The organism is Pseudomonas sp. PA15(2017) (assembly GCF_001945395.1).
Classification (GTDB): Bacteria; Pseudomonadota; Gammaproteobacteria; order Pseudomonadales; family Pseudomonadaceae; genus Aquipseudomonas.
The window spans coordinates 1-24411 of the sequence record NZ_MSXV01000046.1; the positions used below are offsets into that span (position 1 = coordinate 1).

At 62.2% G+C, this 24411-nt stretch carries 23 protein-coding genes; 15 read left to right on the forward strand and 8 right to left on the reverse strand.

All coding sequences use genetic code 11. From position 1 onward, the window contains the following. Window positions 1–147: 147 nt before the first annotated feature. From BVH03_RS15190 to BVH03_RS15205, 4 genes are all read right to left on the reverse strand, one after another. Window positions 148–768: a phosphoadenosine phosphosulfate reductase family protein gene (locus BVH03_RS15190; protein WP_075961951.1), complete on the reverse strand. Its 621-nt coding sequence runs from the start codon at window positions 766–768 to the stop codon at window positions 148–150. A 132-nt stretch (window positions 769–900) separates the two neighbouring features. Next, window positions 901–1887 carry an alpha-L-glutamate ligase-like protein gene (locus tag BVH03_RS15195; RefSeq protein WP_075961952.1) on the reverse strand — a complete coding sequence of 329 codons (987 nt, stop codon included), beginning with the start codon at window positions 1885–1887 and terminating at the stop codon, window positions 901–903. Between the two features lie 4 nt (window positions 1888–1891). After that, window positions 1892–3418 carry an inactive transglutaminase family protein gene (locus BVH03_RS15200; protein ID WP_075961953.1) on the reverse strand — a complete coding sequence of 509 codons (1527 nt, stop codon included), beginning with the start codon at window positions 3416–3418 and terminating at the stop codon, window positions 1892–1894. A gap of 5 nt (window positions 3419–3423) precedes the next feature. Beyond that, entirely contained in the window at window positions 3424–3954 is a 531-nt protein-coding gene (locus BVH03_RS15205; protein WP_075961954.1) for an ATP-dependent zinc protease, read from the reverse strand. A gap of 319 nt (window positions 3955–4273) precedes the next feature. Here BVH03_RS15205 and BVH03_RS15210 point away from each other — a divergent pair, with 319 nt between their 5' ends. From BVH03_RS15210 to prpF, 5 genes are all read left to right on the forward strand, one after another. Further along, complete coding sequence (locus BVH03_RS15210) at window positions 4274–4993, forward strand: GntR family transcriptional regulator (RefSeq protein WP_075961955.1); 720 nt, start codon at window positions 4274–4276, stop codon at window positions 4991–4993. Further along, window positions 4990–5874, forward strand: a complete 885-nt coding sequence (gene prpB / locus BVH03_RS15215) for a methylisocitrate lyase (RefSeq protein ID WP_075961956.1) — start codon at window positions 4990–4992, stop codon at window positions 5872–5874. Before BVH03_RS15210 ends, prpB begins: the two co-directional genes overlap by 4 nt. Before the next feature lie 50 nt (window positions 5875–5924). Then, window positions 5925–7085: a 2-methylcitrate synthase gene (gene prpC / locus BVH03_RS15220; RefSeq protein ID WP_075961957.1), complete on the forward strand. Its 1161-nt coding sequence runs from the start codon at window positions 5925–5927 to the stop codon at window positions 7083–7085. 30 nt (window positions 7086–7115) lie between these two features. Beyond that, a complete protein-coding gene (acnD, locus tag BVH03_RS15225; RefSeq protein ID WP_168175629.1) occupies window positions 7116–9725 on the forward strand; it encodes a Fe/S-dependent 2-methylisocitrate dehydratase AcnD in 2610 nt (869 codons plus the stop codon). 156 nt (window positions 9726–9881) lie between these two features. Next, complete coding sequence (gene prpF / locus BVH03_RS15230) at window positions 9882–11072, forward strand: 2-methylaconitate cis-trans isomerase PrpF (RefSeq protein ID WP_075961959.1); 1191 nt, start codon at window positions 9882–9884, stop codon at window positions 11070–11072. Window positions 11073–11085: 13 nt separating this feature from the next. On the opposite strand, the gene BVH03_RS15235 is transcribed toward prpF, so the two are convergent. Continuing rightward, window positions 11086–11724, reverse strand: a complete 639-nt coding sequence (locus BVH03_RS15235) for a LysE family translocator (protein ID WP_075961960.1) — start codon at window positions 11722–11724, stop codon at window positions 11086–11088. 21 nt (window positions 11725–11745) lie between these two features. After that, window positions 11746–12564: a pyruvate, water dikinase regulatory protein gene (locus BVH03_RS15240; protein WP_075930072.1), complete on the reverse strand. Its 819-nt coding sequence runs from the start codon at window positions 12562–12564 to the stop codon at window positions 11746–11748. Window positions 12565–12741: 177 nt separating this feature from the next. Here BVH03_RS15240 and ppsA point away from each other — a divergent pair, with 177 nt between their 5' ends. The 8 genes from ppsA (at window position 12742) to BVH03_RS15280 (ending at window position 20801) form a co-directional block, all read left to right on the forward strand. Continuing rightward, window positions 12742–15114, forward strand: coding sequence for a phosphoenolpyruvate synthase (gene ppsA, locus BVH03_RS15245; RefSeq protein WP_075961961.1), 2373 nt, complete (start codon window positions 12742–12744; stop codon window positions 15112–15114). A 180-nt stretch (window positions 15115–15294) separates the two neighbouring features. Beyond that, window positions 15295–16299 carry an alpha/beta fold hydrolase gene (locus BVH03_RS15250; RefSeq protein ID WP_075961962.1) on the forward strand — a complete coding sequence of 335 codons (1005 nt, stop codon included), beginning with the start codon at window positions 15295–15297 and terminating at the stop codon, window positions 16297–16299. 91 nt (window positions 16300–16390) lie between these two features. Then, on the forward strand, window positions 16391–16876 hold the full coding sequence (gene rraA / locus BVH03_RS15255) for a ribonuclease E activity regulator RraA (RefSeq protein WP_075961963.1): 486 nt from the start codon (window positions 16391–16393) through the stop codon (window positions 16874–16876). A 35-nt stretch (window positions 16877–16911) separates the two neighbouring features. After that, window positions 16912–17907, forward strand: coding sequence for a CorA family divalent cation transporter (locus BVH03_RS15260; protein WP_075961964.1), 996 nt, complete (start codon window positions 16912–16914; stop codon window positions 17905–17907). Between the two features lie 54 nt (window positions 17908–17961). Beyond that, a complete protein-coding gene (locus tag BVH03_RS15265) occupies window positions 17962–18210 on the forward strand; it encodes a CrfX protein (RefSeq protein ID WP_075930077.1) in 249 nt (82 codons plus the stop codon). 1 nt (window position 18211) lies between these two features. Continuing rightward, window positions 18212–19036, forward strand: a complete 825-nt coding sequence (locus tag BVH03_RS15270) for a mechanosensitive ion channel domain-containing protein (RefSeq protein ID WP_075961965.1) — start codon at window positions 18212–18214, stop codon at window positions 19034–19036. 89 nt (window positions 19037–19125) lie between these two features. Further along, window positions 19126–19716, forward strand: a complete 591-nt coding sequence (sigX, locus tag BVH03_RS15275; protein ID WP_075961966.1) for an RNA polymerase sigma factor SigX — start codon at window positions 19126–19128, stop codon at window positions 19714–19716. Between the two features lie 104 nt (window positions 19717–19820). Beyond that, window positions 19821–20801 carry an OmpA family protein gene (locus BVH03_RS15280; protein ID WP_075961967.1) on the forward strand — a complete coding sequence of 327 codons (981 nt, stop codon included), beginning with the start codon at window positions 19821–19823 and terminating at the stop codon, window positions 20799–20801. 270 nt (window positions 20802–21071) lie between these two features. Here the strand turns inward: BVH03_RS15280 and BVH03_RS15285 are convergent, their stop codons facing one another. Next, on the reverse strand, window positions 21072–21386 hold the full coding sequence (locus tag BVH03_RS15285; RefSeq protein ID WP_075961968.1) for a transcriptional regulator: 315 nt from the start codon (window positions 21384–21386) through the stop codon (window positions 21072–21074). A 194-nt stretch (window positions 21387–21580) separates the two neighbouring features. Between BVH03_RS15285 and BVH03_RS15290 the strand changes: the two genes are divergently transcribed. After that, entirely contained in the window at window positions 21581–21973 is a 393-nt protein-coding gene (locus tag BVH03_RS15290; protein ID WP_075961969.1) for a hypothetical protein, read from the forward strand. Here BVH03_RS15290 and BVH03_RS15295 read toward each other — a convergent pair whose 3' ends face one another. Continuing rightward, window positions 21974–22909, reverse strand: coding sequence for a LysR family transcriptional regulator (locus tag BVH03_RS15295; RefSeq protein WP_075961970.1), 936 nt, complete (start codon window positions 22907–22909; stop codon window positions 21974–21976). 140 nt (window positions 22910–23049) lie between these two features. On the opposite strand from BVH03_RS15295, the gene BVH03_RS15300 reads away from it, so the two are divergent. Beyond that, window positions 23050–24261, forward strand: coding sequence for an acyl-CoA dehydrogenase (locus BVH03_RS15300; RefSeq protein ID WP_075961971.1), 1212 nt, complete (start codon window positions 23050–23052; stop codon window positions 24259–24261). Window positions 24262–24411: the final 150 nt, after the last annotated feature.

The following is a 24411-nucleotide window of genomic DNA, read 5'->3' on the forward strand; positions in this document are numbered from 1 at the left end:
CTGCTCACTTGAAAGGTTGGTCGCGACCTTTCGAATCGTACAAAAGCAAACGCCCCGAACAATGTCGGGGCGTCTGATGGGATCACTACCTGCATCAGCGACTTTTCACACGCTCTGTGAAGAGGCGCCATTTTTTTCGTCCCGAGATCAGTGGCTCAGGTGCAGGCCGCACTCGCGGTTGTCTTCGCCCTTGGTTGGGTCGAAGTAGTCGAAGTTGTTCGGCAGGCCGTGGGCGGTCAGGTACTGATAGAGATCCTTGGACGACCAGTGCAGCAGTGGGGCGACCTTGATTAAGCCGTCCGGGTTGATGCTCACCGGCTGCATCTGGGCACGTACCGCCGTGTCGGTGGCGCGCAGCGCGGTGAACCAGACGCCTGGTGCGGTCTCGCGCAGGGCGCGGGCGAAGGGCTCGAGCTTCACTTCTTCGGTGAATGCGGCATGGCGCGGATCGTCCAGCCCAGGCGTCGGGCCGTCGATGGCTTCGCGGTGGGCGCGGCTGCGCTTGGGCAGGTAGGTGATCAGCTTCAGGCCCAGCTGCTGGCTGACCTCATCGGCGAACTTGTAGGTCGCTTCGGTGTTGTAACCGCTGTCCATCCACACGATCGGGATATCGGCCTTGACCTGGCTGACCATGTGCAGGATCACCGCTTCGAACGGGCGGAAATTGGTGGTGCAGATCGCGGGTTTGCCCAGGCCGATCGCCCACTCGATCAGCTTTTGCGGCTGATTGGCGAATTCGGCGTTGAGTCTGTCCAGATCGAGATCCATTGCGGGCTCCGAGACGTGTGGGTGAGAGAGGGCGATGGTAACAAATCTGCGTGGCGACCGGGGGCGACGGGCCAGCACAGCGGCTGTCACTGAACGGGCTTGCTGCCGGGTGGCCAGCAGCAAGCCGTTGGGTCAGATTTGCGCGGGTGGAATATGGCCGAACAGCTCCTGGGAGAAGCGTGTGCGTTCTTCGGCGTTTTCCTGGATGCCCTTGGCGGCCAGCTCTTCCAGACGCGCTTCCACGGCGTGGGTGCGATGGGTCAGGCCGCAGTCGTTGGCGATCTGGATGTTCAGGCCGGGGCGGGCGTTGAGCTCGAGAATCAGCGGGCCCTTGTCCTGGTCCAGCACCATGTCGACACCGATGTAGCCCAGGCCGCACAGCTCGTAGCAGCCAGCGGCGAGCTTCATGAAGCCATCCCAGTTGGGCAGTTGCACGCCATCCACCGCGTTGGTGGTGTCCGGGTGCTTGGTGATCTTGTTGTTCAGCCAGGTGCCGCGCAGGGTTACACCGGTGGCCAGGTCCACACCGACGCCGATGGCGCCCTGGTGCAGATTGGCCTTGCCGCCGGACTGGCGGGTTGGCAGGCGCAGCATGGCCATCACCGGGTAGCCCATCAGCACGATGATGCGGATGTCCGGCACGCCTTCGTAGCTGATGCTCTTGAAGATGCTGTCCGGGGTGACCCGGTACTCGATCAGCGCGCGATCGCGGTGGCCGCCCAGGGAGTAGAGACCCGAGAGAATGCTGGATATCTGCTGCTCGATTTCCGAGTGGCTGACGATCTTGCCAGACACCGTCTTGAAGCGATCCTCGAAGCGGTCGGCGATCACCAGGATGCCGTCGCCACCGGCGCCCTGGGCCGGCTTGACGACGAAATCGCTGCGCTCACCGATGATCTTGTCGAGGTTCTCGATCTCCTTTTCGGTGGAGATCACCCCGTACATTTCCGGCACGTGGATGCCGGCTTCGATGGCCCGTTCCTTGGTGATGATCTTGTCATCGACGATCGGATACAGGTGGCGCTTGTTGTACTTGAGCACGTAGTCCGCGTTGCGGCGGTTGATGCCCATGATGCCCTTGGCTTCAAGGGCCTTCCAGGTTTTCCAGAGACCTAACATTGGCTCAATCCTTCAGGAAGGCTTTGAAGCGGAACAGTTCGGTCAGGCGGTAGCCGCGGTAACGACCCATCGCCAGCATGAAACCCACCAGGATCAGCAGGATCGCCGGGAAGGTGAACACGAAGTACACCAGTTCCGGTACGGTCATCAGCAGATGGGCGATGGTGGCGGCGAACAGCGTACCGATGGCTACCTTGAAGGCATGACTGCCGCCGCGCTCTTCCCAGGTGATCGACAGGCGTTCGATGGTCATGGTCAGAATCACCATCGGGAACAGGGCAACCGACAGGCCACGCTCCAGGCCCAGCTTGTGACTGAACAGGCTGATGGTAGCGATCAGCACTACCACGAAGGTCAGTACCACCGACAGTCGTGGCAGCATCTGCAGCTTCAGGTGTTCCAGGTAGGAGCGCAGGGACAGGCCCAGCGCAGTGATCACCGTGAACAGGAAGATGCCGAAGCCCAGCTGGGTTTCCCGGAAGGCCAGGGCGATCAGCACCGGGGTAAAGGTACCCAGGGTCTGCAGGCCACCGAGGTTACGCAGGATCAGGATCACCAGTACGCCAATCGGGATCATCACCATGATCATGAAGGTTTGCTGGGTCTGCAGCGGCAGGCCGTACAGCGAGTACTCGAGGAAGTCGGCGTCGGTGTTCTCGTCGGTCAGCTGGGCGAGGCGAATGGCGTTCATCTCGCTGTTGTTGAGCGTGAAGGTAGTGGTGGCCTGACGGCCGCCATCGAGGGTAATCAGCGGCTCGTCACCGGTCCACCAGACCAGGCGATCAGTCGGCAGGCCCTGCTCGCCGGTTTCCGGGTTGAAGTACAGCCAGCGGTCGCCATTGAAGCTGCGCAGCCACAACTCCGGGCTCTGCTGGATGTCGGCGGCCAGGCGAATGGTGTGCACACGCTCCATCGGCACGTGGGCGATGGAAAGCAGCAGCTCTACCGCCTGGGCCTTCTTGATGGTCGAGGCATCGCCGCCGAGCAGCAGCTTGGCGTTGTCGTCATTGGTGTTGTTGACGCGCTTGATGGTCTCGCTGATGAAGGTCTCGACGTCCGCCGAATGCTGGCGAATCGGCGCCAGCAGCGCCTCGGCGGCGATCTTCTCGGGGCCTTCGACCGGGATGCTGTCGCGGAAGATCGGGCCCTTGGGTTTGGCCTGTTCGCCGCTGTAGCGCTTGGTCAATACCAGGCGGTAGTACAGGGTCTGCTTGCCATTGGCGCGGCGCGCCGACCAGGTCACCTTGCGGTTGCCATCGGCGCGGTTGACGCTCACCCCATAGTTGTTGGAGATGAAGCTTTCGTTGAGGCTGACGTAGTCCTGATTCAGCGGCGGTACGAACATCTGCAGCTTGATCGGGTCGCGGCCATTGGCCTGGAATTCGACCCGGGTGTCGATGTTCCAGAGGTCGTCGGTTTCGTCACTGCTGACCGGAATGCCGAGAATGAAAATCTGATAGGCAGTAATCAGAACGCCCAGGCTCACCAGAATGGTGATCAGGATTTTCAGATGCAGGGTAAGAGAGCGCATGGGGATTACTCGCCGGATTTTGCGTTGGAACAGTCAGGCTTGCCTGCTGCGTATTTTAAGCTGGGGTCGACCAGCGCATCGAAGCGCTTGAGCGCGTTGGAGCCGATCAGAAGCGGGTATTGGAAGGCGCTTCGATCGGTAAGGTTCACTTCGATCTGGCGCTTGACGTTACCCATGCACACGTCCAGCTCGATGACCGGGCGGGCGGTGTAGGTCTTCTCGTCGTCTTCATTGATGTCGCCAGCACGCCGCTTGATCCTGCTGATGCGTGCCAGCGGGCGCTCGATGGGGTGCGCGTGGGCATCGTCGATGGCCAGGTAGAAACGTACCCAACGTTCACCGTCACGCTTGAAACGCTCGATGTCGCGAGCACTGAGCGAGGCGGTCTGGGCACCGGTGTCGAGTTTGGCGGCCACTTGCACGTCGATGTCGAGGCTGACGTGTTCGTTCAGGCCGTAGATGGTTTTGTCCGCCGCGATACTGTGGCAGGAAAGCGCCAGCAAGCAGGGCAAGGTAGTCAGGAAATGAAGTCTCATGGGTCCTTGAGTAGATGAAGCGATGGGACGATCCATGCGCCATTGAGGACGGCCTACCAGCCGCTGCAGCAGCGGCCCGTGGGCGAAATGAGGCGAAGTCTAGCATGGGCTGCAAAGGTGCTGACAGTCGCTTGTGCGGCGTGCCATAGGCGCTTGGCAGAGTATCGGATGGAGCGGGCGGGCCCGTTCGGGTCGATATTCCAATGACTGACGAGCTTGTCGAGCAACCCCCTCTTGAAGCTACATTGTCGACAGGACCGCTTGTATTTTTTGCAGATATGGATTTATCTGGAGGTATTCCGATAAGAGTGTCGACAATATGTTGAGTGTCGTTGAGGAAGACGTCGGCACCCTGGCCGAGAACGTCTTTCGCCAGATCCAGCTGGCCATCGTGCGGGGCGAGATGGCGCCGGGCAGCAAGATTTCCGAGCCGGAGCTGGCGCGCACCTATGGCATCAGCCGTGGGCCGTTGCGCGAGGCGATCCATCGGCTGGAGGGGCAGAAGCTGCTGGTGCGTATTCCCCATGTCGGCGCCCGGGTGGTATCGCTCAGCCATGCCGAGTTGATCGAGTTGTACGAGATCCGTGAGTCCCTGGAGGGCATGGCCTGTCGGCAGGCGGCCGAGCGCATGAGCCAGGTCGAGATCGACGATCTGCGGCGGGTGCTCGACCTTCATGAGCAGGACGCCGCGTTCCAGGCCGGTGTCGGCTACTACCAGCAGGAAGGCGATTTCGATTTCCACTACCGGATTATCCAGGGCAGCGGCAACCGTACCCTGGCCAAGCTACTGTGCGACGAGCTGTATCAGCTGGTGCGCATGTATCGCCTGCAGTTCTCCGCCACGCCCAACCGCCCGCACCAGGCCTTTGCCGAACACCACCGCATTCTCGACGCCATCGCCGATCGCGACGGCGAGTTGGCCGAACTGCTGATGCGCCGTCACATCGGCGCTTCCAAACGCAATATCGAGCGTCATTACCTGGCCCAGGCCGGGCAGGCGGCGCTCGTCAAACCTTCCAAGACCCGAGGTGATTCATGACCCAGCTTTCTGCCGGCCAGCGTTTCCGCCAGGCCCTCATCGAAGAAAAACCGCTGCAGGTGATCGGCGCGATCAACGCCAACCATGCGCTGCTGGCCCAACGTGCCGGCTTCAAGGCGATCTACCTGTCTGGCGGCGGTGTGGCGGCTGGCTCCCTGGGGCTGCCGGACCTGGGCATCAACACCCTCGAGGACGTGCTGATCGATGTGCGGCGCATCACCGATGTGTGCGACCTGCCACTGATGGTCGATATCGACACCGGCTTCGGGCCGAGTGCTTTCAATATCGAGCGCACCATCAAGAGCCTGATCAAGGCGGGCGCCGCGGCGGCCCATATCGAGGATCAGGTCGGCGCCAAGCGCTGTGGTCACCGGCCAGGCAAGGAGATCGTCTCCTGCGAGGAGATGGTCGACCGCGTCAAGGCTGCCGCCGATGCCAAGACCGACCCGAATTTCTTCCTGATCGCCCGTACCGACGCCATCCAGGCAGAGGGCGTGGACGCCGCCATCGAGCGTTGCCAGCGTTATGTGGAGGCGGGCGCCGACGGCATCTTCGCCGAGGCCGCCTATGACCTGCCGACCTACCAGCGTTTCGTCGAGGCGCTAAAGGTGCCGGTACTGGCCAATATCACCGAATTCGGCGCCACGCCGCTGTTCACCCGCGACGAGCTGGCCTCGGTCGGCGTGGCCATCCAGCTTTACCCGCTGTCGGCTTTTCGCGCGGCCAACAGGGCGGCGGAAAACGTTTACACCTCGATTCGCCAGAACGGCCACCAGCAGCACGTGGTCGAGCAGATGCAGACCCGCGCCGAGTTGTATGAGCGCATCGGCTATCACGCCTTCGAGCAGAAGCTCGACGCGCTGTTCGCCGCCAAGAAGTGATCGCCTGGCGGGCCGCGCTGCGGTTCGCCCATAACAACAAGGAGAGACTGATGAGCGCCACCGACACCCCCGTACCCGGCTTCAAACCGAAGAAATCCGTCGCCCTCAGTGGCACCGCTGCCGGCAATACCGCCCTGTGCACCGTGGGCCGCACCGGCAATGACCTGCATTACCGCGGTTACGACATTCTCGATGTCGCCACCACCTGCGAATTCGAGGAAATCGCCCACCTGCTGGTGCACGGCAAACTGCCGACGGTTGCCGAACTGGCGACCTACAAGGCCAAGCTCAAGGCCCTGCGTGGCCTGCCGGCGGCGTTAAAGGTCGCGCTCGAACAACTGCCGCCTTCGGCCCACCCGATGGACGTGATGCGCACTGGCGTGTCGGTGCTTGGCTGCCTGACGCCGGAGAAGGACGACCACAATCATCCGGGCGCGCGGGATATCGCTGACAAGCTGATGGCGTCGCTGGGCTCCGTGCTGCTCTATTGGTACCACTTCAGTCATAACGGCAAGCGCATCGAGGTGGAGACCGACGACGACTCCATCGGCGGGCATTTCCTGCACCTGCTGCACGGCGCCGCGCCGCGTGACTCCTGGGTGCGCGCCATGCACACCTCGCTGATTCTCTACGCCGAGCACGAGTTCAACGCCTCGACCTTCACCAGCCGGGTGATCGCCGGCACCGGCTCGGACCTGTTCTCGGCCATCGCCGGTGGCATCGGTGCACTGCGCGGGCCCAAGCACGGCGGCGCCAACGAAGTGGCCTTCGAGGTGCAGAAACGCTACGACAGCGCGGACGAGGCGGAGGCCGATATCCGTGAGCGGGTGGGGCGCAGGGAAGTGGTGATCGGCTTCGGCCATCCGGTCTATACGGTTGCCGACCCGCGCAACAAGGTGATCAAGGACGTCGCCCGCGAGCTGTCTGCCGAGCAGGGCAACAACAAGATGTTCGATATCGCCGAGCGCCTGGAAACCATCATGTGGGACATCAAGAAGATGTTCCCCAACCTCGACTGGTTCAGCGCCGTGAGCTACCACATGATGGGCGTGCCCACCGCCATGTTCACCCCGCTGTTCGTCATCGCCCGTACCGCCGGCTGGTCGGCCCACGTCATCGAACAACGCATCGACGGCAAGATCATCCGCCCGAGCGCCAACTACACAGGCCCTGAGGACCTGAAGTTCGTGCCGCTCAAGGACCGCAAATAATTAATCATGGAAAACACCATGAACGACACCGTGAATAGCCAATACCGCAAGCGCCTGACGGGCACGCAACTGGATTACTTCGATGCGCCTGCCGCCGTCGAAGAGATTCAGCCAGGTGCCTGGGCAAAGCTGCCCTACACCTCGCGCGTGCTCGCCGAGCAACTGGTGCGCCGCTGTGACCCGCAGGATTTGACCGGCTCCCTGGAGCAACTGGTGCATCGCAAGCGTGACCTGGACTTTCCCTGGTACCCGGCGCGGGTGGTCTGCCATGACATCCTTGGCCAGACCGCGCTGGTCGACCTGGCCGGCCTGCGCGACGCCATCGCCGAACAGGGCGGCGACCCGGCCAAGGTCAATCCGGTGGTACCGACCCAGTTGATCGTCGACCATTCGCTGGCCGTGGAAGCGCCGGGTTTCGACCCGGACGCCTTCGAAAAGAATCGCGCCATCGAGGATCGCCGCAACGAGGATCGCTTCCACTTCATCGACTGGACCAAGACCGCGTTCAAGAACGTCGACGTGATCCCGGCCGGCAACGGCATCATGCACCAGATCAACCTCGAAAAAATGAGCCCGGTGATCCAGGCACGCGGCGGCATCGCCTTTCCCGATACCTGCGTCGGTACCGACTCGCACACCCCGCACGTCGATGCGCTGGGCGTGATCGCCATCGGCGTCGGCGGCCTGGAAGCCGAGACGGTGATGCTTGGCCACCCGTCGATGATGCGCCTGCCGGATATCGTCGGCGTCGAACTCACTGGCAAGCGCCAGCCTGGCATCACCGCCACCGATATCGTCCTGGCGCTGACCGAGTTCCTGCGCCAGGAGCGGGTGGTGGGTGCCTGGGTCGAGTTCTTTGGTGAGGGCGCGGATAGTCTGTCGATTGGCGACCGCGCGACCATCTCCAACATGTGCCCGGAATATGGCGCCACGGCGTCGATGTTCTATATCGACGAGCAGACCATCGACTACCTCAAGCTCACTGGCCGCGAGCCGCAGCAGGTGGCGCTGGTCGAGCAATACGCCAAGACCCTTGGGCTGTGGAGCAGCGCATTGGAAGGCGCCGAGTACGAGCGTGTACTGCGCTTCGACCTGGGCAGCGTGGGCCGCAACATGGCCGGCCCGAGCAACCCGCATCGGCGCCTGCCGACCTCGGCGCTCGTCGAGCGCGGCATCGCCGATGAAGCCAAGCTGCAGGCTGGCAAGGGCGAAGAGGCCCAGGGGCTGATGCCCGATGGCGCGGTGATCATTGCCGCCATCACCAGCTGTACCAATACGTCCAACCCACGCAACGTGGTCGCCGCCGGTCTTGTGGCCAAGAAGGCCAATGCTCTGGGCCTGGTGCGCAAGCCTTGGGTGAAAACCTCCTTCGCGCCGGGCTCCAAGGTCGCCAGGCTGTACCTGGAAGAGGCCGGTTTGCTGGCGGAGCTGGAAACGCTCGGTTTCGGCATCGTCGCCTACGCCTGCACGACCTGTAACGGCATGTCCGGCGCCCTCGATCCTCTTATCCAGAAAGAGATCATCGACCGCGATCTGTATGCCACCGCCGTGCTCTCGGGGAACCGCAACTTCGACGGGCGCATCCATCCCTACGCCAAGCAGGCGTTTCTGGCTTCGCCGCCGCTGGTGGTGGCTTACGCCATCGCCGGCACCGTGCGTTTCGACATCGAGCAGGATGCGTTGGGCAACGATGCGCAGGGCAATCCGATCACCCTCAAGGACCTGTGGCCGAGCGACGAGGAGATCGATGCCATCGTCGCCGCGTCGGTAAAGCCCGAGCAGTTCAAGCAGATCTACATCCCGATGTTCGATCTGGGTAGCATGCAGGAGGCTGAAAGCCCGCTGTACGACTGGCGGCCGATGTCCACCTACATCCGCCGCCCGCCGTACTGGGAGGGTGCATTGGCCGGTGAGCGTACGCTCAAGGGCATGCTGGCGCTGGCGATCCTGCCGGACAACATCACCACCGATCACCTGTCGCCGTCCAACGCCATCCTGGCGGACTCGGCCGCCGGTGAGTACCTGACGAAAATGGGCTTGCCGGAAGAGGACTTCAACTCCTACGCCACCCATCGCGGCGACCACCTGACCGCCCAGCGCGCCACCTTCGCCAACCCGCAGCTGGTCAATGAGATGGTCGTGGTCGACGGACAGGTAAAAAAGGGCTCGTTGGCCCGCGTCGAGCCCGAGGGCAAGGTGATGCGCATGTGGGAGGCCATCGAGACCTACATGAACCGCAAGCAGAACCTGATCATCGTCGCCGGCGCCGACTACGGCCAGGGCTCGTCCCGCGACTGGGCGGCCAAGGGTGTGCGCCTGGCGGGCGTGGAGGTGATCGTCGCCGAAGGCTTCGAGCGTATTCATCGCACCAACCTGGTGGGCATGGGCGTGCTGCCGGTGGAGTTCAAGCCGGGCACCACGCGCCTGACCCTTGGGCTCGATGGAACCGAGCGCTACGACATCGAAGGCGATATTGCCCCCCGTTGTGAGCTGACCCTGGTGATCCATCGCCGTGATGGCGAGGTGGTCTGGGTGCCAGTGACCTGCCGCCTGGATACCGCGGCGGATGTCAGCGTGTACAAGGCCGGCGGCGTGCTGCAGCGCTTCGCCAAGGATTTCCTCGACGGCGCGGTGGCGTGACTGCGTAGGGTGGATCACGCTGTACCGATCCACCACCGGCGTCTCCAGGATGAATGGAAAAGTGCCAGCTACGCGCCCGATCCACCCTGCAGGCAATCCGGGAAACGATTACCCCATGCCCGGATTGCCTCCGGGCCATTTTTAAGGACCGCACCCATGGCTCATCTGCCTCAAGTGAAAATCCCCGCCACCTATATGCGGGGCGGCACCAGCAAGGGCGTGTTCTTTCGTCTGCAGGACCTGCCAGAGCCTTGTCAGGTGCCGGGCGAGGCCCGCGACAAGCTGTTCATGCGGGTGATCGGCAGCCCCGATCCGTATTCGGCGCATATAGACGGCATGGGCGGGGCGACATCAAGCACCTCCAAGTGCGTGATCCTGTCGAAAAGCGCCCGGCCCGAGCACGATGTCGATTACCTCTATGGCCAGGTGTCCATCGACAAGGCGTTCGTCGACTGGAGCGGTAACTGCGGCAACCTGTCCACCGCGGCGGGGGCTTTCGCCATTCATGCCGGCTTGGTCGACCCTTCACGGATTACCGAAAACGGCACCTGCATGGTGCGCATCTGGCAGGCCAATATTCGCAAGACCATTATCGCCCACGTGCCGGTCAGCAATGGCCAGGTGCAGGAAACCGGCGACTTCGAACTGGACGGCGTGACCTTTCCCGCAGCGGAGATCGTGCTGGAATTTCTCGACCTGGCGGACGATGGCGAGGAGGGCGGTTCGATGTTTCCTACCGGCAATCCAGTCGATGACCTCGACGTGCCCGTTGACGTTGTAGAAGGGGGCACCTTGAAGGCGACGCTGATCGCGGCCGGCATTCCGACCATCTTCGTCAATGCCGAGGATATCGGCTACCAGGGCACCGAACTGCGCGAGGACATCAATTCGGACCCGGCACAACTGGCGCGTTTCGAGCAGATTCGCGTGGCTGGTGCCCTGCGCATGGGGCTGATCAAGAGCGCCGAGGAGGCGTTGACCCGCCAGCACACGCCCAAGGTCGCTTTCGTCAGCCCGCCGAAAAGCTACCCGGCATCGAGTGGCAAGACGGTCGAAGCTGATGAGGTCGACCTGCTGGTGCGGGCGCTGTCCATGGGCAAGCTGCATCACGCCATGATGGGCACCTGTGCAGTGGCCATCGGCGCGGCGGCGGCGGTGCCGGGCACGCTGGTCAACCTGGCGGCGGGCGGCGTCGAGCGTCAGGCGGTGCGCTTCGGGCACCCATCCGGCACCTTGCGCGTCGGCGCCGAAGCGGCTCAGGTGGGCGGCAGCTGGGTGGTCACCAAGGCGATCATGAGCCGCAGTGCGCGGATTCTTATGGAGGGCTGGGTGCGGGTGCCGACCTAGCGCCCGCGGCTGCTCAGTGCTGGGTGGTGCTGATCAACAGGCCACCCGCGCCCATGAAGAAGGCACCAGTGGTGCGATTCAGGCGCTGCGCGCCTCGCCGGGTGCGAATGAAACGGCGGATCTGCCGACCGAACAGGGCATAGACCAGCGAGGCCGCGTATTCGGCCAGCAGGTAGGTAGCGCCCAGGTAGATGAACTGCTCGGTCGCCGGCTCGCCTGGCTTGATGAACTGCGGGAACACCGCCGCGAACAGCAGAATGGCCTTGGGGTTGCTGATGCCGATCAGAAACTCCTGCAGCATCAGCCGTGACACCCGCCGCTGCGGCTGCACGGCCGGCACGGCGCCTTCGAGTTCCAGGCCGCTGAACTCCCGGCTGCGCCAAGCGCTGATGCCCAGATACAGCAGGTACAGCGCGCCGACCCACTTGATCACCGTGAAGGCGGTTTCCGAGGCCAGCAGCATGGCGCCCAGGCCCACCGCGGAAATGCTCAGGAAGATGGTGAATGCCGCTACGCGCCCGGTGGTGGCCACCAGTGCCGCGCCGATGCCATGGCGGATGCCATTGTTCATCGCGCAGAAGTTGTTGGGCCCCGGCGTCAGCGCGATCAGAAAGGCCAGCGGGGCGAACAGCACGGCATCGGACAGCGTCATTGCAGGTCCCTCTCGGGGCGGTTATTTGAAGCGTCGTTCGACGCCTTTTTCCACCAGGATCTTGGCGGAGATCTCTTCCACCGAGAAATGGGTGGAGTCGATGAAGTTGATCGATTCGCGGCGGAACAGGCTCTCCACCTCGCGCACCTCGAATTCGCACTGAGCATAGCTGGCGTAACGGCTGTTTGGCTTGCGCTCGTTGCGAATCGCCGCCAGGCGGTCGGGGTCGATGGTCAGGCCGAACAGCTTTTCGCGGTACTTCTTCAGCGAGGCCGGCAGTTGCAGGCGCTCCATATCGTCTTCGGTGAGCGGGTAGTTGGCGGCGCGAATGCCGTATTGCATGGCCATGTACAGGCAGGTCGGGGTCTTGCCGCAACGCGACACGCCGACCAGGATCAGGTCGGCCTTGTCGTAGTAATGGGTGCGCGCGCCATCGTCGTTGTCGAGGGCGAAGTTGACCGCCTCGATGCGCTCCATGTAGTTGGTGTTGCCGCTGATCGAGTGGGATTTGCCCACCGAGTACGACGAGTGGGAGGCGAGTTCCTGTTCCAGTGGCGCCAGGAAGGTCGAGAAGATGTCGATCATGAAACCGCGCGACTCGACCAGAATATCGTGGATTTCCTGGTTGACGATGGTGGCGAAGACGATCGGGTTGGCGCCGTCTCTGTCGGCGGCATTATTGATTTGTTGTACCATGGCGCGCGCTTTTTCGACGCTGTCGACATAGGGCCGGGTGAGCTTGGTGAAGCCGATGGTGTCGAACTGGGCCAGCAGGCTTTGCCCCAGGGCCTCCGCGGTGATGCCGGTGCCGTCGGAGATGAAGTACGCGGTTCGAGTCATTGCGCAAATGGCCTATAAGCTGGGAACGAATCTTGGCTATGATAGGTCGGTTTTTTGCCGGCCCTGATGGGTCTGCATTGTTACTTATTTTCCAGGGCCAGGCCATTGTCCAACCGGCGCATGCCGACGGCGTTTCCAGCCCATGAGCTTTTCCAACACTGAAGTGGAGAGATCACCTTGGCAGAGTACGTAGTTTCCCTCGATAAGCTCGGCAATCATGACGTCGAGCATGTAGGGGGCAAGAACGCTTCCCTCGGCGAGATGATCAGCAACCTGGCGGGCGCTGGCGTTTCGGTACCCGGTGGTTTCGCCACGACGGCCCAGGCCTATCGCGACTTCCTCGAGCAGAGCGGCCTGAACGCGCAGATCCACGAAGCGCTGGACGCCCTGGACGTCGACGACGTCAATGCCCTGGCCAAGACCGGCGCGCAGATTCGCCGGTGGGTGATGGACGCCGAGTTCCCCGCCGAACTCAACGAGCAGATTCGCACCGCCTTCGCCGCCATGGCGGGCGGTAATGACAACATGGCCGTGGCCGTGCGTTCCTCCGCCACTGCCGAAGACCTGCCCGATGCCTCCTTTGCCGGTCAGCAGGAAACCTTCCTGAATATCCGCGGCGTGGAGAACGTCATTCGCGCGGCCAAGGAAGTCTTCGCTTCGCTGTTCAACGACCGCGCCATCGCCTACCGCGTGCACCAGGGCTTCGACCACAAGCTGGTCGCCCTGTCCGCGGGCGTGCAGCGCATGGTGCGTTCGGAAACCGGCACGGCCGGCGTGATGTTCACCCTGGATACCGAATCGGGTTTCCGCGACGTGGTGTTCATCACCGGCGCCTACGGCCTGGGGGAGACCGTTGTGCAGGGCGCGGTCAACCCCGACGAATTCTACGTCCACAAGCAGACCCTGGAAGCCGGCCGCCCGGCGATCCTGCGTCGCAACCTGGGCAGCAAGGCGATCAAGATGATCTACGGCGACGAAGCCAAGGCCGGCAAGTCGGTCAAGGTGGTCGACGTCGACCGCGCCGACCGTGCGCGTTTCTGCCTGAGCGACGCCGAAGTCAGCGAGCTGGCCAAGCAGGCCATGATCATCGAAAAACACTACGGCCGCCCGATGGACATCGAGTGGGCCAAGGACGGTGACGACGGCAAGCTGTACATCGTGCAGGCCCGTCCGGAGACCGTGAAGAGCCGCGCCAGCGCCACCGTGATGGAGCGCTACCTGCTCAAGGAAAAAGGCACCGTGCTGGTCGAGGGCCGCGCCATCGGCCAGAAAATCGGCGCCGGCAAGGTGCGGGTGATCAACGACGTGTCCGAGATGGACAAGGTCCAGCCCGGCGACGTGCTGGTCTCCGACATGACCGACCCGGACTGGGAACCGGTCATGAAGCGCGCCAGCGCCATCGTCACCAACCGCGGCGGGCGTACCTGCCACGCGGCGATCATCGCCCGCGAGCTGGGCATTCCGGCCGTGGTCGGTTGCGGTAACGCCACCCACGCGCTGCGAGACGGCCAGGGTGTGACGGTTTCCTGCGCCGAAGGCGACACCGGGTTCATCTTCGAAGGCGAGCTGGGCTTCGACGTGCGCCAGAACTCCGTCGATGCGATGCCCGAGCTGCCGTTCAAGATCATGATGAACGTCGGCAACCCCGACCGCGCCTTCGATTTCGCCCAGCTGCCCAACGCCGGTATCGGCCTGGCGCGCCTGGAGTTCATCATCAACCGCATGATCGGCGTGCACCCCAAGGCGCTGCTGAACATGGACGGCCTGCCACCGGAAATCCAGGAAAGCGTCGAGAAGCGCATCGCCGGTTATGACGACCCGGTGAACTTCTACGTCGAGAAGCTGGTGGAAGGCATCAGCACTCTGGCGGCGGCGTTCTGGCCGAAGAAAGTCATCGTGCGCCTGTCCGACTTCAAGTCCAACGAATACGCCAACCTGATCGGCGGCAAGCTGTACGAGCCGGAAGAAGAGAACCCGATGCTGGGCTTCCGCGGTGCGTCGCGCTACATCAGCGAATCGTTCCGTGACTGCTTCGAACTCGAGTGCCGGGCGTTGAAGAAGGTCCGCAACGAGATGGGCCTGACCAACGTCGAGATCATGGTGCCATTCGTGCGTACCTTGGGCGAAGCCAAGCAGGTGGTCGATCTGCTGGCCGAGAACGGTCTGGCGCGCGGCCAGGATGGCCTCAAGGTCATCATGATGTGCGAGCTGCCGTCCAACGCCATCCTCGCCGAAGAATTTCTCGAGTACTTCGACGGCTTCTCGATCGGCTCCAATGACCTGACCCAGCTGACCCTGGGCCTGGACCGCGACTCCGGGATCGTTGCGCACCTGTTCGACGAGCGTAATCCGGCGGTCAAGAAGCTGCTGTCCAACGCCATCCAGGCCTGCAACAAGGCCGGCAAGTACATTGGCATCTGCGGCCAGGGGCCGTCGGATCACCCGGACCTGGCGCGCTGGCTGATGGAGCAGGGCATCGAAAGCGTCTCCTTGAACCCCGATTCGGTGCTGGAAACCTGGTTCTTCCTGGCCGAAGCCCAGCCCAGCTGATCGGTCCGGTTGAAGAATGACCCGAGGGCAGGTTCTACCTGCCCTTTTTTGTGCCGCTGTGCGGCGCTTCATGAGCGTCGGCGGCCTTCCATGTACTGCCGTTTCATCCGGTTTTGAATTTTGATGCCGGCGCCAGGTTGATTCCTGTGGCCGGCAATCCGTTGTGTCAGAGCGAAGAAGATGCAAAGCAGCAGTGAGTTGTTTCCCGTAGCCTTGATGAGTGCCGAGCTGCGTGGCGACCTGAGTGAAGATGTCTACCGCCTCAAGCCCGGCAACAGCCCGGATTTCAGCGTCGAGCTGGCCCTGACCCGCCTCGGGCTTGCAGGGCAGGAACGAGCGCGTGGCGTACCGGTGATCCTGCTGCATGGCAGCTTTTCCAATCGACGCTTCTGGTACTCGCCGGGTTGCATCGGCCTGGCGCCCTATCTGGTGCGTGCCGGCTTCGATGTATGGATCGCTGAAATGCGCGGCCATGGCCTGTCGCCGCGTAACCTGGCTTACCGGGATAATTGTGTGGCGCACTACGCCCGCTATGATTTGCCAGCGATCGCGGCCTTCGTGGCCGAGCAGAATCCAGTGCCGGCCCATTGGCTGGGCCATTCGCTGGGCGGCCTGACGCTGGCGGCAGCACTGGGTGGCGGTCATTTGCCACAGGCCGGCATTGCCAGCCTGGGCCTGTTCGGGGCCGAGGTCAGCCGCCGTCACTGGATGCTCAAGGTGCCGCCCGTCGAGTGGGTCGCGCGCCTGGCGCTCAAGCGCTTTGCGGTGCTCTCGGGGGCGCGCCTCAAGCGTGGGCCCGAGGACGAGCCGGTCGGCATCGCCCTGGAAACCCTGCGCTGGCACCGTCTGTTCGGGCGTTTCGGCGACGCCGAGCACGACTGGTGGGCCGGTCTGCAAGCGGTCACGGTGCCGCTGCTCGCGGTGGCCAGCGACGCTGACAGGCAATGTCCGCCCGAGGCCTGTCGCGCCCTGTTCGAACGATTCGCCTCGGTTGATCGCGAGTTCATCAACCTGGGGCGAGGGCAGGGCTTCGAGCACGAGTACGACCATGTGCAGATGCTGGTCAGCAAGCCTGCCCAGAGCGAAGTCTGGCCGCTGGTACGCCGTTGGCTCGAGGGCGAGCGCCAGTCGCCGCCGCGCGAGGCGCAGGAGCAGAGCGCGGCGGCTATCGCCGTGGTGTCGTGAGGTGATTTGAAAGGGCCTGCGGCCGAGAGTGTTCCAGACGTACTGGATAACGCTATGCTGCAGGCCTCGAACACCCACCAGGAGCTTCGCCATGCACTACAGCACGCCCGATCTGTGTGACGCCAACCCGCAACTGGTCAGCGTCGTGGAGCCGATGTTCAGCAACTTCGGTGGTCGCGACTCGTTCGCCGGGGAGATCGTCACGGTCAAATGCTTCGAGGACAATTCCCTGGTCAAGTCCCAGGCCGATCAGCCTGGCGCCGGCAAGGTGCTGGTGGTCGATGGCGGTGCTTCGCTGCGTTGTGCACTGCTTGGCGACATGATCGCCGAGAAGGCAGCGAACAATGGTTGGGAAGGGATGGTGATCTACGGCTGCGTGCGTGACGTCGACGTGCTGGCGCAGACCAACCTGGGGGTGCAGGCGCTGGGCAGCCATCCGATGAAAACCGATAAGCGCGGCCTGGGCGACTTGAACGTGGTCGTCAGTTTTGGTGGTGTGACCTTCCGTCCAGGTGAGTACCTGTACGCCGACAACAACGGCATCATCGTTTCACCGCAGGCGCTGCAAACCGAGTAAGCAGGCGCTGGCCTGGCAGTCATTGAGGGGTATGGATGTACGAGGAAGACAACGCGCAATGGGGCCTGGTGCACGGCTTCGTGCTGGACGGCAAGGGCGGCGCACAGGCGGTGACCCGCGAGCAACTCGATGATTTGCCGCTCGAGGAGGGCCAGAGCCTGTGGCTGCACTGGGATCGCAGCCATCCGCAGACCCAGAGCTGGCTGCGTCGCGACAGTGGTCTGAGCGAATTCGCCTGCGACTTGCTGCTCGAGGAAAATACCCGCCCGCGCGCATTGCCGCTGCCCGATGACGAGTTGCTGCTGTTCCTGCGTGGCGTCAACCTCAACCCCGGCGCCGAGCCCGAGGACATGGTTTCGGTGCGCATTTCTGCCAGTGCGCAGCGGGTGATCTCGCTGCGCCTGCGCCCGCTGCGTGCCACCGAAGACCTGATCGAAAGGCTGCAGGCGGGTAAAGGGCCGCGAAATTCCTCCGAGCTGATCCTGCAGCTCAGCGATTACCTGACCGACAAGGTCGAGGACCTGGTGACCGGGCTCTCCGATCTGGTCGATGAGCAGGAAGAAAAGGTCGATGACGACGAGCGCACCTTGCCCGATCACGGCCTGCTGCTGCATATCCGGCGTCGCGCCGCGGGCCTGCGCCGCTTTCTGTCGCCGCAGCGGGATATCTACGCGCAGCTTACCCGCAGCCAGCTGCCCTGGCTGAGCCACGAAGACAGCCTGTACTGGAACGAGCTCAACAACCGTCTGCTGCGCTACCTCGAGGAGCTGGAGCTGACCCGCGAGCGCATCGGCCTGTTGCTGGAGACCGAGAATCGTCGGCTCGACGTGCGCATGAACCACATCATGTTCCGCTTCGGCATCATCACCTGCATCTTCCTGCCCATGAGTTTCGTCACCGGCCTGCTGGGCATCAACGTGGGTGGCATTCCTGGCGCCGAGAGCCCCTATGGGTTTCTGGTCGCGTGCCTGCTGATGGTGCTGATCGGTCTGGGTCAGTGGCTGCTGTTCCGCCGCCTGCGCTGGGTGTGATGTGACTCGCCCCGCAGCCGCTGCGTCTAGCGGAGACGTTCTGTGAGGTCTGCCATGCACGATCCATTCGAAGAATCTCTGCGTGATCTGTTGAAAGCACCGTCTTCGCCTGCGCGCGACGACGATGCCTGCCTGAACCGAGTGCTGAAAACCGCCAACCGCCAAGTGGGCGCGGGCGACCTGTTCGGCCTGATGGGCCATTGGGCCAGCGCCCTGATGATCGCGCTCAACAATGGCTCTTCCCATGTCGCACCGGTGTCGCGGCGCCGTGCTTCTGCTCGTTCTTCCGATAAGGCTCAATGAAATGGAACTCGATCCCTGGACTCATAGCCTGGTCGCCGCAATGACGGCGCTGTGGACGAAAGTCGCCAGCTTCATTCCCAACCTGTTCGTCGCACTGGTACTGGTGCTCCTGGGCTTCATCGTCGCCAAGCTGCTCGACACCTTGCTTTCCAAGCTGCTCGGCAAGCTGGGCCTGGACCGCCTGATGGCCGGGACCGGCCTGACCAAAATCCTCGGCCGCGCGGGCTTCCAGGTGCCGGTTTCAACGCTTATCGGCAAGATCGTCTACTGGTTCGTGCTGCTGATATTCCTGGTCTCCGCTGCCGAGTCGCTGGGTTTGGAGCGCGTGTCCGCTACCCTGGACGTGCTCGCGTTGTACCTGCCCAAGGTGTTCGGTGCGGCGCTGATTCTGCTGGCTGGTGTATTGCTGGGGCATCTGCTCAGCGGCCTGGTGCGCGGCGCCGCCGAAGGCGTCGGGCTGGATTACGCCCACGGCCTGGCGCGATTGGCCCAGGGCCTGGTGATCATCATCAGCATCTCCGTGGCCATCGGCCAGTTGGAGGTGAAAACCGATCTGCTCAACAATGTCATCGCCATCGTGCTGATTTCCGTCGGCCTGGCGGTGGCACTGGCATTGGGCTTGGGCAGCCGCGAGCTGGCCAGCCAGATTCTTGCCGGCATCTACGTGCGCGAGTTGTACCAGGTCGGTCAGGAAATCGAAGTGGGTGGCGTCGAGGGCCAGATCGAGGAGATCGGCACGGTCAAGACCACCGTGCTGACGGACTCCGGCGAGCTGGTCTCGCTCTCCAATCGCGTGCTGCTCGAGCAGCGGGTGAGCAGCCGCTAAGGGGCATTTCTGCTACCCTATGCGCCCAGCCAGCGGCCTGTTCGAGCAGGCGCTGGCTGTTTTCGTCCTGACCGTTGGCCCGATCTGCTTTGAACGCACCCCAATCACCGTCACTGCGCTATGACCCACGCGAACTCTCCGATGAGGAGCTGGTGGCGCGTGCCCATGACGAGCTGTTCCATGTCACGCGTGCTTACGAAGAATTGATGCGGCGTTACCAGCGCACATTGTTTAATGTGTGCGCGCGATATTTAGGGAACGATCGCGACGCCGACGATGTCTGTCAGGAAGTGATGCTCAAGGTTCTTTATGGGCTGAAAAACTTCGAGGGTAAATCGAAGTTCAAGACCTGGCTCTATAGCATTACTTACAATGAATGCATCACTCAGTACCGCAAGGAGCGTCGCAAACGTCGTTTGATGGATGCTCTGAGTTTGGATCCTCTGGAGGAGGCGTCGGAAGAGAAGACGCCAAAGATAGAGGACCGAGGCGGATTGGATCGTTGGCTTGTGCATGTGAACCCGATCGATCGGGAAATTCTGGTGCTACGCTTTGTCGCAGAGCTTGAGTTTCAGGAGATCGCCGACATCATGCACATGGGACTCAGTGCTACCAAAATGCGCTACAAGCGCGCGTTGGACCGATTGCGGGAAAAGTTTGCAGGTATTACCGAAAGTTAGTTCGGGGCAAGCTTAACTGGCAAAGGTGAGTTTTGTTAAACTTACCGCCGACTCGCATGTCTACCTGCATGCGGATCAATCACTCATAGATGGGGATTTAACGGATGAAACTGAAAAACACCTTAGGCGTAGTCATTGGCTCCTTGGTAGCCGCTACCTCCATGGGCGTGCTGGCTCAAGGCCAAGGCGCTGTCGAGGTGGAAGGCTTTGCCAACCGCTACTTCACCGACACGCAGCGCGACTTCGCTAACGACGAAGGCAACCTGTTCGGCGCAAGCGTTGGTTACTACCTGACCGACGACGTGGAACTGGCACTGTCCTACGGCGAATACCACGACCTGCGTGGCGAAGGCGCTGCTGGCAGCAAGAACATCAAGGGCAACCTGACTGATCTGAAAGCCCTCTACCACTTCGGCCAGCCGGGTGTCGGTCTGCGTCCTTACGTTTCCGGCGGCGTTGGCCACCAGAGCATCGGCGACGCCAACAAAGGCGGCCGTGACACTTCCACTCTGGCCATCGTTGGCGGCGGCGCGAAGTACTACTTCACCGAGATGCTGTACGCTCGTGCCGGCGTTGAAGCGCTGTACAACATCGACAAGGGTGACACCGAATGGCAAGCCGGCGTGGGTGTCGGTCTGAACTTCGGCGGCAGCACTCGTCAGGTTGCTCAGGTAACCGAGCCGGCTCCAGAGCCAGTTCCAGCACCGGCTCCGGTCGTTGAAGAAGCTCCGCAAGTCGTTCGCGTCGAACTGGACGTGAAATTCGACTTCGACAAAGCTGCTGTCAAGCAAGAAAGCTACGGTGACATCAAGAACCTGGCTGACTTCATGAACCAGTACCCGCAAACCAGCACCACCGTTGAAGGTCACACTGACTCCGTCGGTACTGACGCTTACAACCAGAAGCTGTCCGAGCGTCGTGCAAACGCTGTTCGTGACGTGCTGGTCAACCAGTACGGCGTAGGCGCTGATCGCGTCAACTCCGTAGGTTACGGCGAGTCCCGTCCGGTTGCTGACAACGCCACCGAAGAAGGTCGCGCTATCAACCGTCGCGTTGAAGCTGAAGTAGAAGCCCAAGCCCAGTAATAGGCTCAGGCGTTATGAAAAACCCGGCTTAGGCCGGGTTTTTCTTTGCCTGCAGAAAAGCGTCGGTCAATAAAAACGGCATCTACCAGAACACCCGATGGGGGAAGGTGATCTGGCAGATGCCGTGTCCGTTACCTGGCTTCCCACAGGAGAGTTGCGAGGTGTTTTCCATGTCATTCAAGCAAGCATCGCGCCACATATCCAGGGAGCTATCTGGTAGCGCCATCGGCCTTCTGTTGTCATAAACAAGCAGCGGGCCCGATGCATGGCTCATGAGGCAGGGCAGGCCCGCGCTTCTTCTACATAATCCCTGAGCCAGCGCAGTACTTCCACGGCTTCCCAGCGATTGGGATCGAACATCGCGTAGGCCAGTCCCTGGTAACCCACCACATCCAGCTGGCGGTGATAGCCCGCCCGTTGCAGCAGCGCTTCGATCTCGGCGAAGCAGGTATTGAAGTGCAAGCGATTGAACGGCGTTTTACCTTCGGTAACGATCCCTTCCAAGTGCAGCTCCTCGACGATGAAGCGCACCTTGTCCAGTGGCATCCGGTTGATCGTGTGTTTGAGTTGCAATACGTCCAGCATCGTTAGGCTCCCGCTATGGCCTGATCTCACCTGGAATGTTCCGGGCCTGTGATCGTGTGGTGACGGCGGTTAGGATAATTCAAAAGTACTGTACAAATAAACAGCATTCGGTAATAGTGAGCCTCGACGCTTGCTGACTCCCATGTCTGGCGGCGCTGCACAGCGCTGCCGATCAATGCCGAGGACTCCCCGTAATGCACCAGATACTCATGACAATTGTGCTGTTGGTAACACTGACCGGTTGCGTGCAACCGCAGGTCGAGCAACCCAAGGTCAATGCCAATTACCTGGTCATCGAAGACAGCCAGGCCTGGGCGGTGCTGGTTTCCGATGGCAAGCGCGTCGAGGAGCATGGCGTGGTGGTCGACGCCATCAAGCTGGCCAGCAACGATGCCCCTGTGGCTGCCAGTTACGTGATCGACACGCCCAACTGCGGCAAACTGCAGTGGCTGGTCGAACGGCAGGACGCTGCTGATGGCGTTACCACCCGCATGACCTTGCACGACAGCAAACAGCTGGGCGCATCGAATTGCGTGATCGGCGAGGGCCTGACGCGAATCTGGACAGTACTGGACTATTCCAGCTGATCAGGCTCCGGCGCTGGAGATGGCTTTTCGCTCTTCGGCGGTGATTCGCTGGCAGATCTCGATGATCTGTTCCCGCATCCAGCGATTGGCGGGGTCCTGATCGGTACTTTCGTGCCAATACAGATGGGTTTCCAGCGAGGGGATGCCAGCCACCGGCAGTTCGCTGAAATGCAGGTCGTTATCACGGGCGAAGCGCTCCGGTACGGTAATCGCCATGTCGGTATCGCGCATCACTCGGCAGGCCATCAGGTAATGCTGCGAACGCAAGGCGATGCGCCTTTGAATACCCATTTTCCCCAAGGCCAGATCGACATAGCCCAGGCCGCTGCGGCGGCTGGATATCTGGATATGGGTCAGTGACAGGTAGGCTTCCAGGCTGAGCGTTCCCTTGGCCAGCGGATGCCCGTGGCGCATGGCACAGACATAGCGGTCTTCCATCAATTTGACGTGCCGCACCTGCGGGTCGATGTTCAGCGGCGCATCCACGGCGAAATCCAGTCGCCCGGCGGCCAATTCCTTTGTGGTTTCGCGGCGGCGCACCAGCATGCTCTCGATGGTGACGCTCGGCGCCTGGCGACGCAGGCGCTGGAACAAGGGCGGCAGCACCACTGCCTCGGTCAGGTCGGTCATGCTGATGCGAAAGCTCTTGGTCGCCTGCGCCGGATTGAAGGTGCGACTTTCCTGCACCGAGATGCGCAGTTGCTGCAAGGCGTTGCGCACCGGCGTGATGATGTTCTGCGCCATGGGTGTGGGCACCATGCCCTGGGCGGTGCGTACGAACAACGGATCGTTGAAGGTCTCGCGCAAGCGGGCCAGGGCGTTGGATACCGCGGGCTGGGTAATGCCGACGATCTGCCCGGCGCGGGTGAGATTGGCTTCGGTGTAGATGGCGTCGAAGACCACGAAGAGATTGAGATCCACCTTGTTCAGGTTCATGCCTGAGCGACTCCGTACATTGTTCTTTTACGGCGATCTTATATCGGTGATGAATGTTTATACACGCTGAAAATAGCGTCGATAAATGACCCGCCGTCCACTAGCATCCTTCGCACACAGAAATGCAACCGAGGTGCGCCGTGGATTTCGCCTATTCCCCCAAGGTTCAGCAACTGCGCGAGCGCGTCACCGCGTTCATGCAGGCCCATGTCTATCCGGCCGAGGCCGAGTTCGAGCGCCAGGTCGCCGAGGGTGATCGCTGGCAGCCGACGGCGATCATCGAGCAGCTCAAGGATCGCGCCAGGGGGGAAGGGTTGTGGAACCTGTTCCTGCCGAATTCCGAGCTGGGCGCTGGGCTTACCAATACCGAGTACGCGCCGCTGGCGGAAATCATGGGCAGTTCGCTGATCGGCCCCGAGCCGTTCAACTGCGCGGCTCCTGATACGGGCAACATGGAAGTGCTGGTGCGTTATGGCAGCGAAGAGCAGAAACGCCAGTGGCTCGAGCCGCTGCTTAACGGCGATATTCGTTCGGCCTTCGCCATGACCGAGCCGGGCGTCGCCTCGTCGGATGCCACCAATATGCAGGCCACGGCCGTGCGTGATGGCGAGCACTGGGTGATCAATGGTCGCAAGTGGTGGACGTCGGGCGCCTGCGACCCGCGCTGCAGGATCATGATCTTCATGGGCTTGAGCAATCCGGACGGCCCGCGGCACCAGCAGCACTCGATGATTCTGGTGCCCATGGACACGCCTGGTGTGAAGGTGCTGCGCCCGTTGCCGGTGTTCGGCTATGACGATGCACCCCACGGCCATGCCGAGGTGCTGTTCGACGATGTCCGCGTGCCGTATGGCAATGTACTGCTCGGCGAAGGCCGGGGCTTCGAGATCGCCCAGGGGCGCCTCGGCCCGGGACGTATCCACCATTGCATGCGCTCCATCGGCATGGCGGAGCGGGCGCTAAAACTGATGTGCGAGCGCGCGCTGCAGCGCACCGCATTCGGCAAGCCGCTGGCACGCCTGGGTGGCAATATCGACCTGATCGCCGAGTCGCGCATGGAGATCAACATGGCGCGCCTGTTGACCCTCAATGCCGCATACATGATGGATACGGTAGGCAACAAGGTAGCCGCCAGCGAGATCGCCCAGATCAAGGTGGTGGCGCCCAACGTGGCGTTGAAGGTAATCGACCGCGCCATCCAGGTGCATGGTGGAGCAGGGGTGAGCGGCGATTTCCCGCTGGCTTACTGGTACGCCATGCAGCGCACCTTGCGCCTGGCCGATGGCCCGGACGAAGTGCATCGCGCCGCCATTGGCAAGTACGAGCTGGGCAAGTACATGGCGAAAGCGTAGCGGCTTAGGGTCTGTTCCCGTTTCAGCGCGAGCCGCGTTGCCGCGAGAAATGGCCTCCGGTTAGGCGCAGGACGCAGGGAATGGACTAGCTGTGTAAACCCAGTACGTTGTTCAGTGGCAATGGAGCCCGACTGATTGGTGGTTTGTAGT

Bases quoted from the DNA above. Each gene is read 5' to 3' on its own strand.
- BVH03_RS15190 (WP_075961951.1), bottom strand. From the start codon at position 768: ATGGATCTCGATCTGGACAGACTCAACGCCGAATTCGCCAATCAGCCG.
- BVH03_RS15195 (WP_075961952.1), bottom strand. From the start codon at position 1,887: ATGTTAGGTCTCTGGAAAACCTGGAAGGCCCTTGAAGCCAAGGGCATC.
- BVH03_RS15200 (WP_075961953.1), bottom strand. From the start codon at position 3,418: ATGCGCTCTCTTACCCTGCATCTGAAAATCCTGATCACCATTCTGGTG.
- BVH03_RS15205 (WP_075961954.1), bottom strand. From the start codon at position 3,954: ATGAGACTTCATTTCCTGACTACCTTGCCCTGCTTGCTGGCGCTTTCC.
- BVH03_RS15210 (WP_075961955.1), top strand. From the start codon at position 4,274: ATGTTGAGTGTCGTTGAGGAAGACGTCGGCACCCTGGCCGAGAACGTC.
- prpB (WP_075961956.1), top strand. From the start codon at position 4,990: ATGACCCAGCTTTCTGCCGGCCAGCGTTTCCGCCAGGCCCTCATCGAA.
- prpC (WP_075961957.1), top strand. From the start codon at position 5,925: ATGAGCGCCACCGACACCCCCGTACCCGGCTTCAAACCGAAGAAATCC.
- prpF (WP_075961959.1), top strand. From the start codon at position 9,882: ATGGCTCATCTGCCTCAAGTGAAAATCCCCGCCACCTATATGCGGGGC.
- BVH03_RS15235 (WP_075961960.1), bottom strand. From the start codon at position 11,724: ATGACGCTGTCCGATGCCGTGCTGTTCGCCCCGCTGGCCTTTCTGATC.
- BVH03_RS15240 (WP_075930072.1), bottom strand. From the start codon at position 12,564: ATGACTCGAACCGCGTACTTCATCTCCGACGGCACCGGCATCACCGCG.
- BVH03_RS15250 (WP_075961962.1), top strand. From the start codon at position 15,295: ATGCAAAGCAGCAGTGAGTTGTTTCCCGTAGCCTTGATGAGTGCCGAG.
- rraA (WP_075961963.1), top strand. From the start codon at position 16,391: ATGCACTACAGCACGCCCGATCTGTGTGACGCCAACCCGCAACTGGTC.
- BVH03_RS15260 (WP_075961964.1), top strand. From the start codon at position 16,912: ATGTACGAGGAAGACAACGCGCAATGGGGCCTGGTGCACGGCTTCGTG.
- BVH03_RS15265 (WP_075930077.1), top strand. From the start codon at position 17,962: ATGCACGATCCATTCGAAGAATCTCTGCGTGATCTGTTGAAAGCACCG.
- BVH03_RS15270 (WP_075961965.1), top strand. From the start codon at position 18,212: ATGGAACTCGATCCCTGGACTCATAGCCTGGTCGCCGCAATGACGGCG.
- BVH03_RS15280 (WP_075961967.1), top strand. From the start codon at position 19,821: ATGAAACTGAAAAACACCTTAGGCGTAGTCATTGGCTCCTTGGTAGCC.
- BVH03_RS15285 (WP_075961968.1), bottom strand. From the start codon at position 21,386: ATGCTGGACGTATTGCAACTCAAACACACGATCAACCGGATGCCACTG.
- BVH03_RS15290 (WP_075961969.1), top strand. From the start codon at position 21,581: ATGCACCAGATACTCATGACAATTGTGCTGTTGGTAACACTGACCGGT.
- BVH03_RS15295 (WP_075961970.1), bottom strand. From the start codon at position 22,909: ATGAACCTGAACAAGGTGGATCTCAATCTCTTCGTGGTCTTCGACGCC.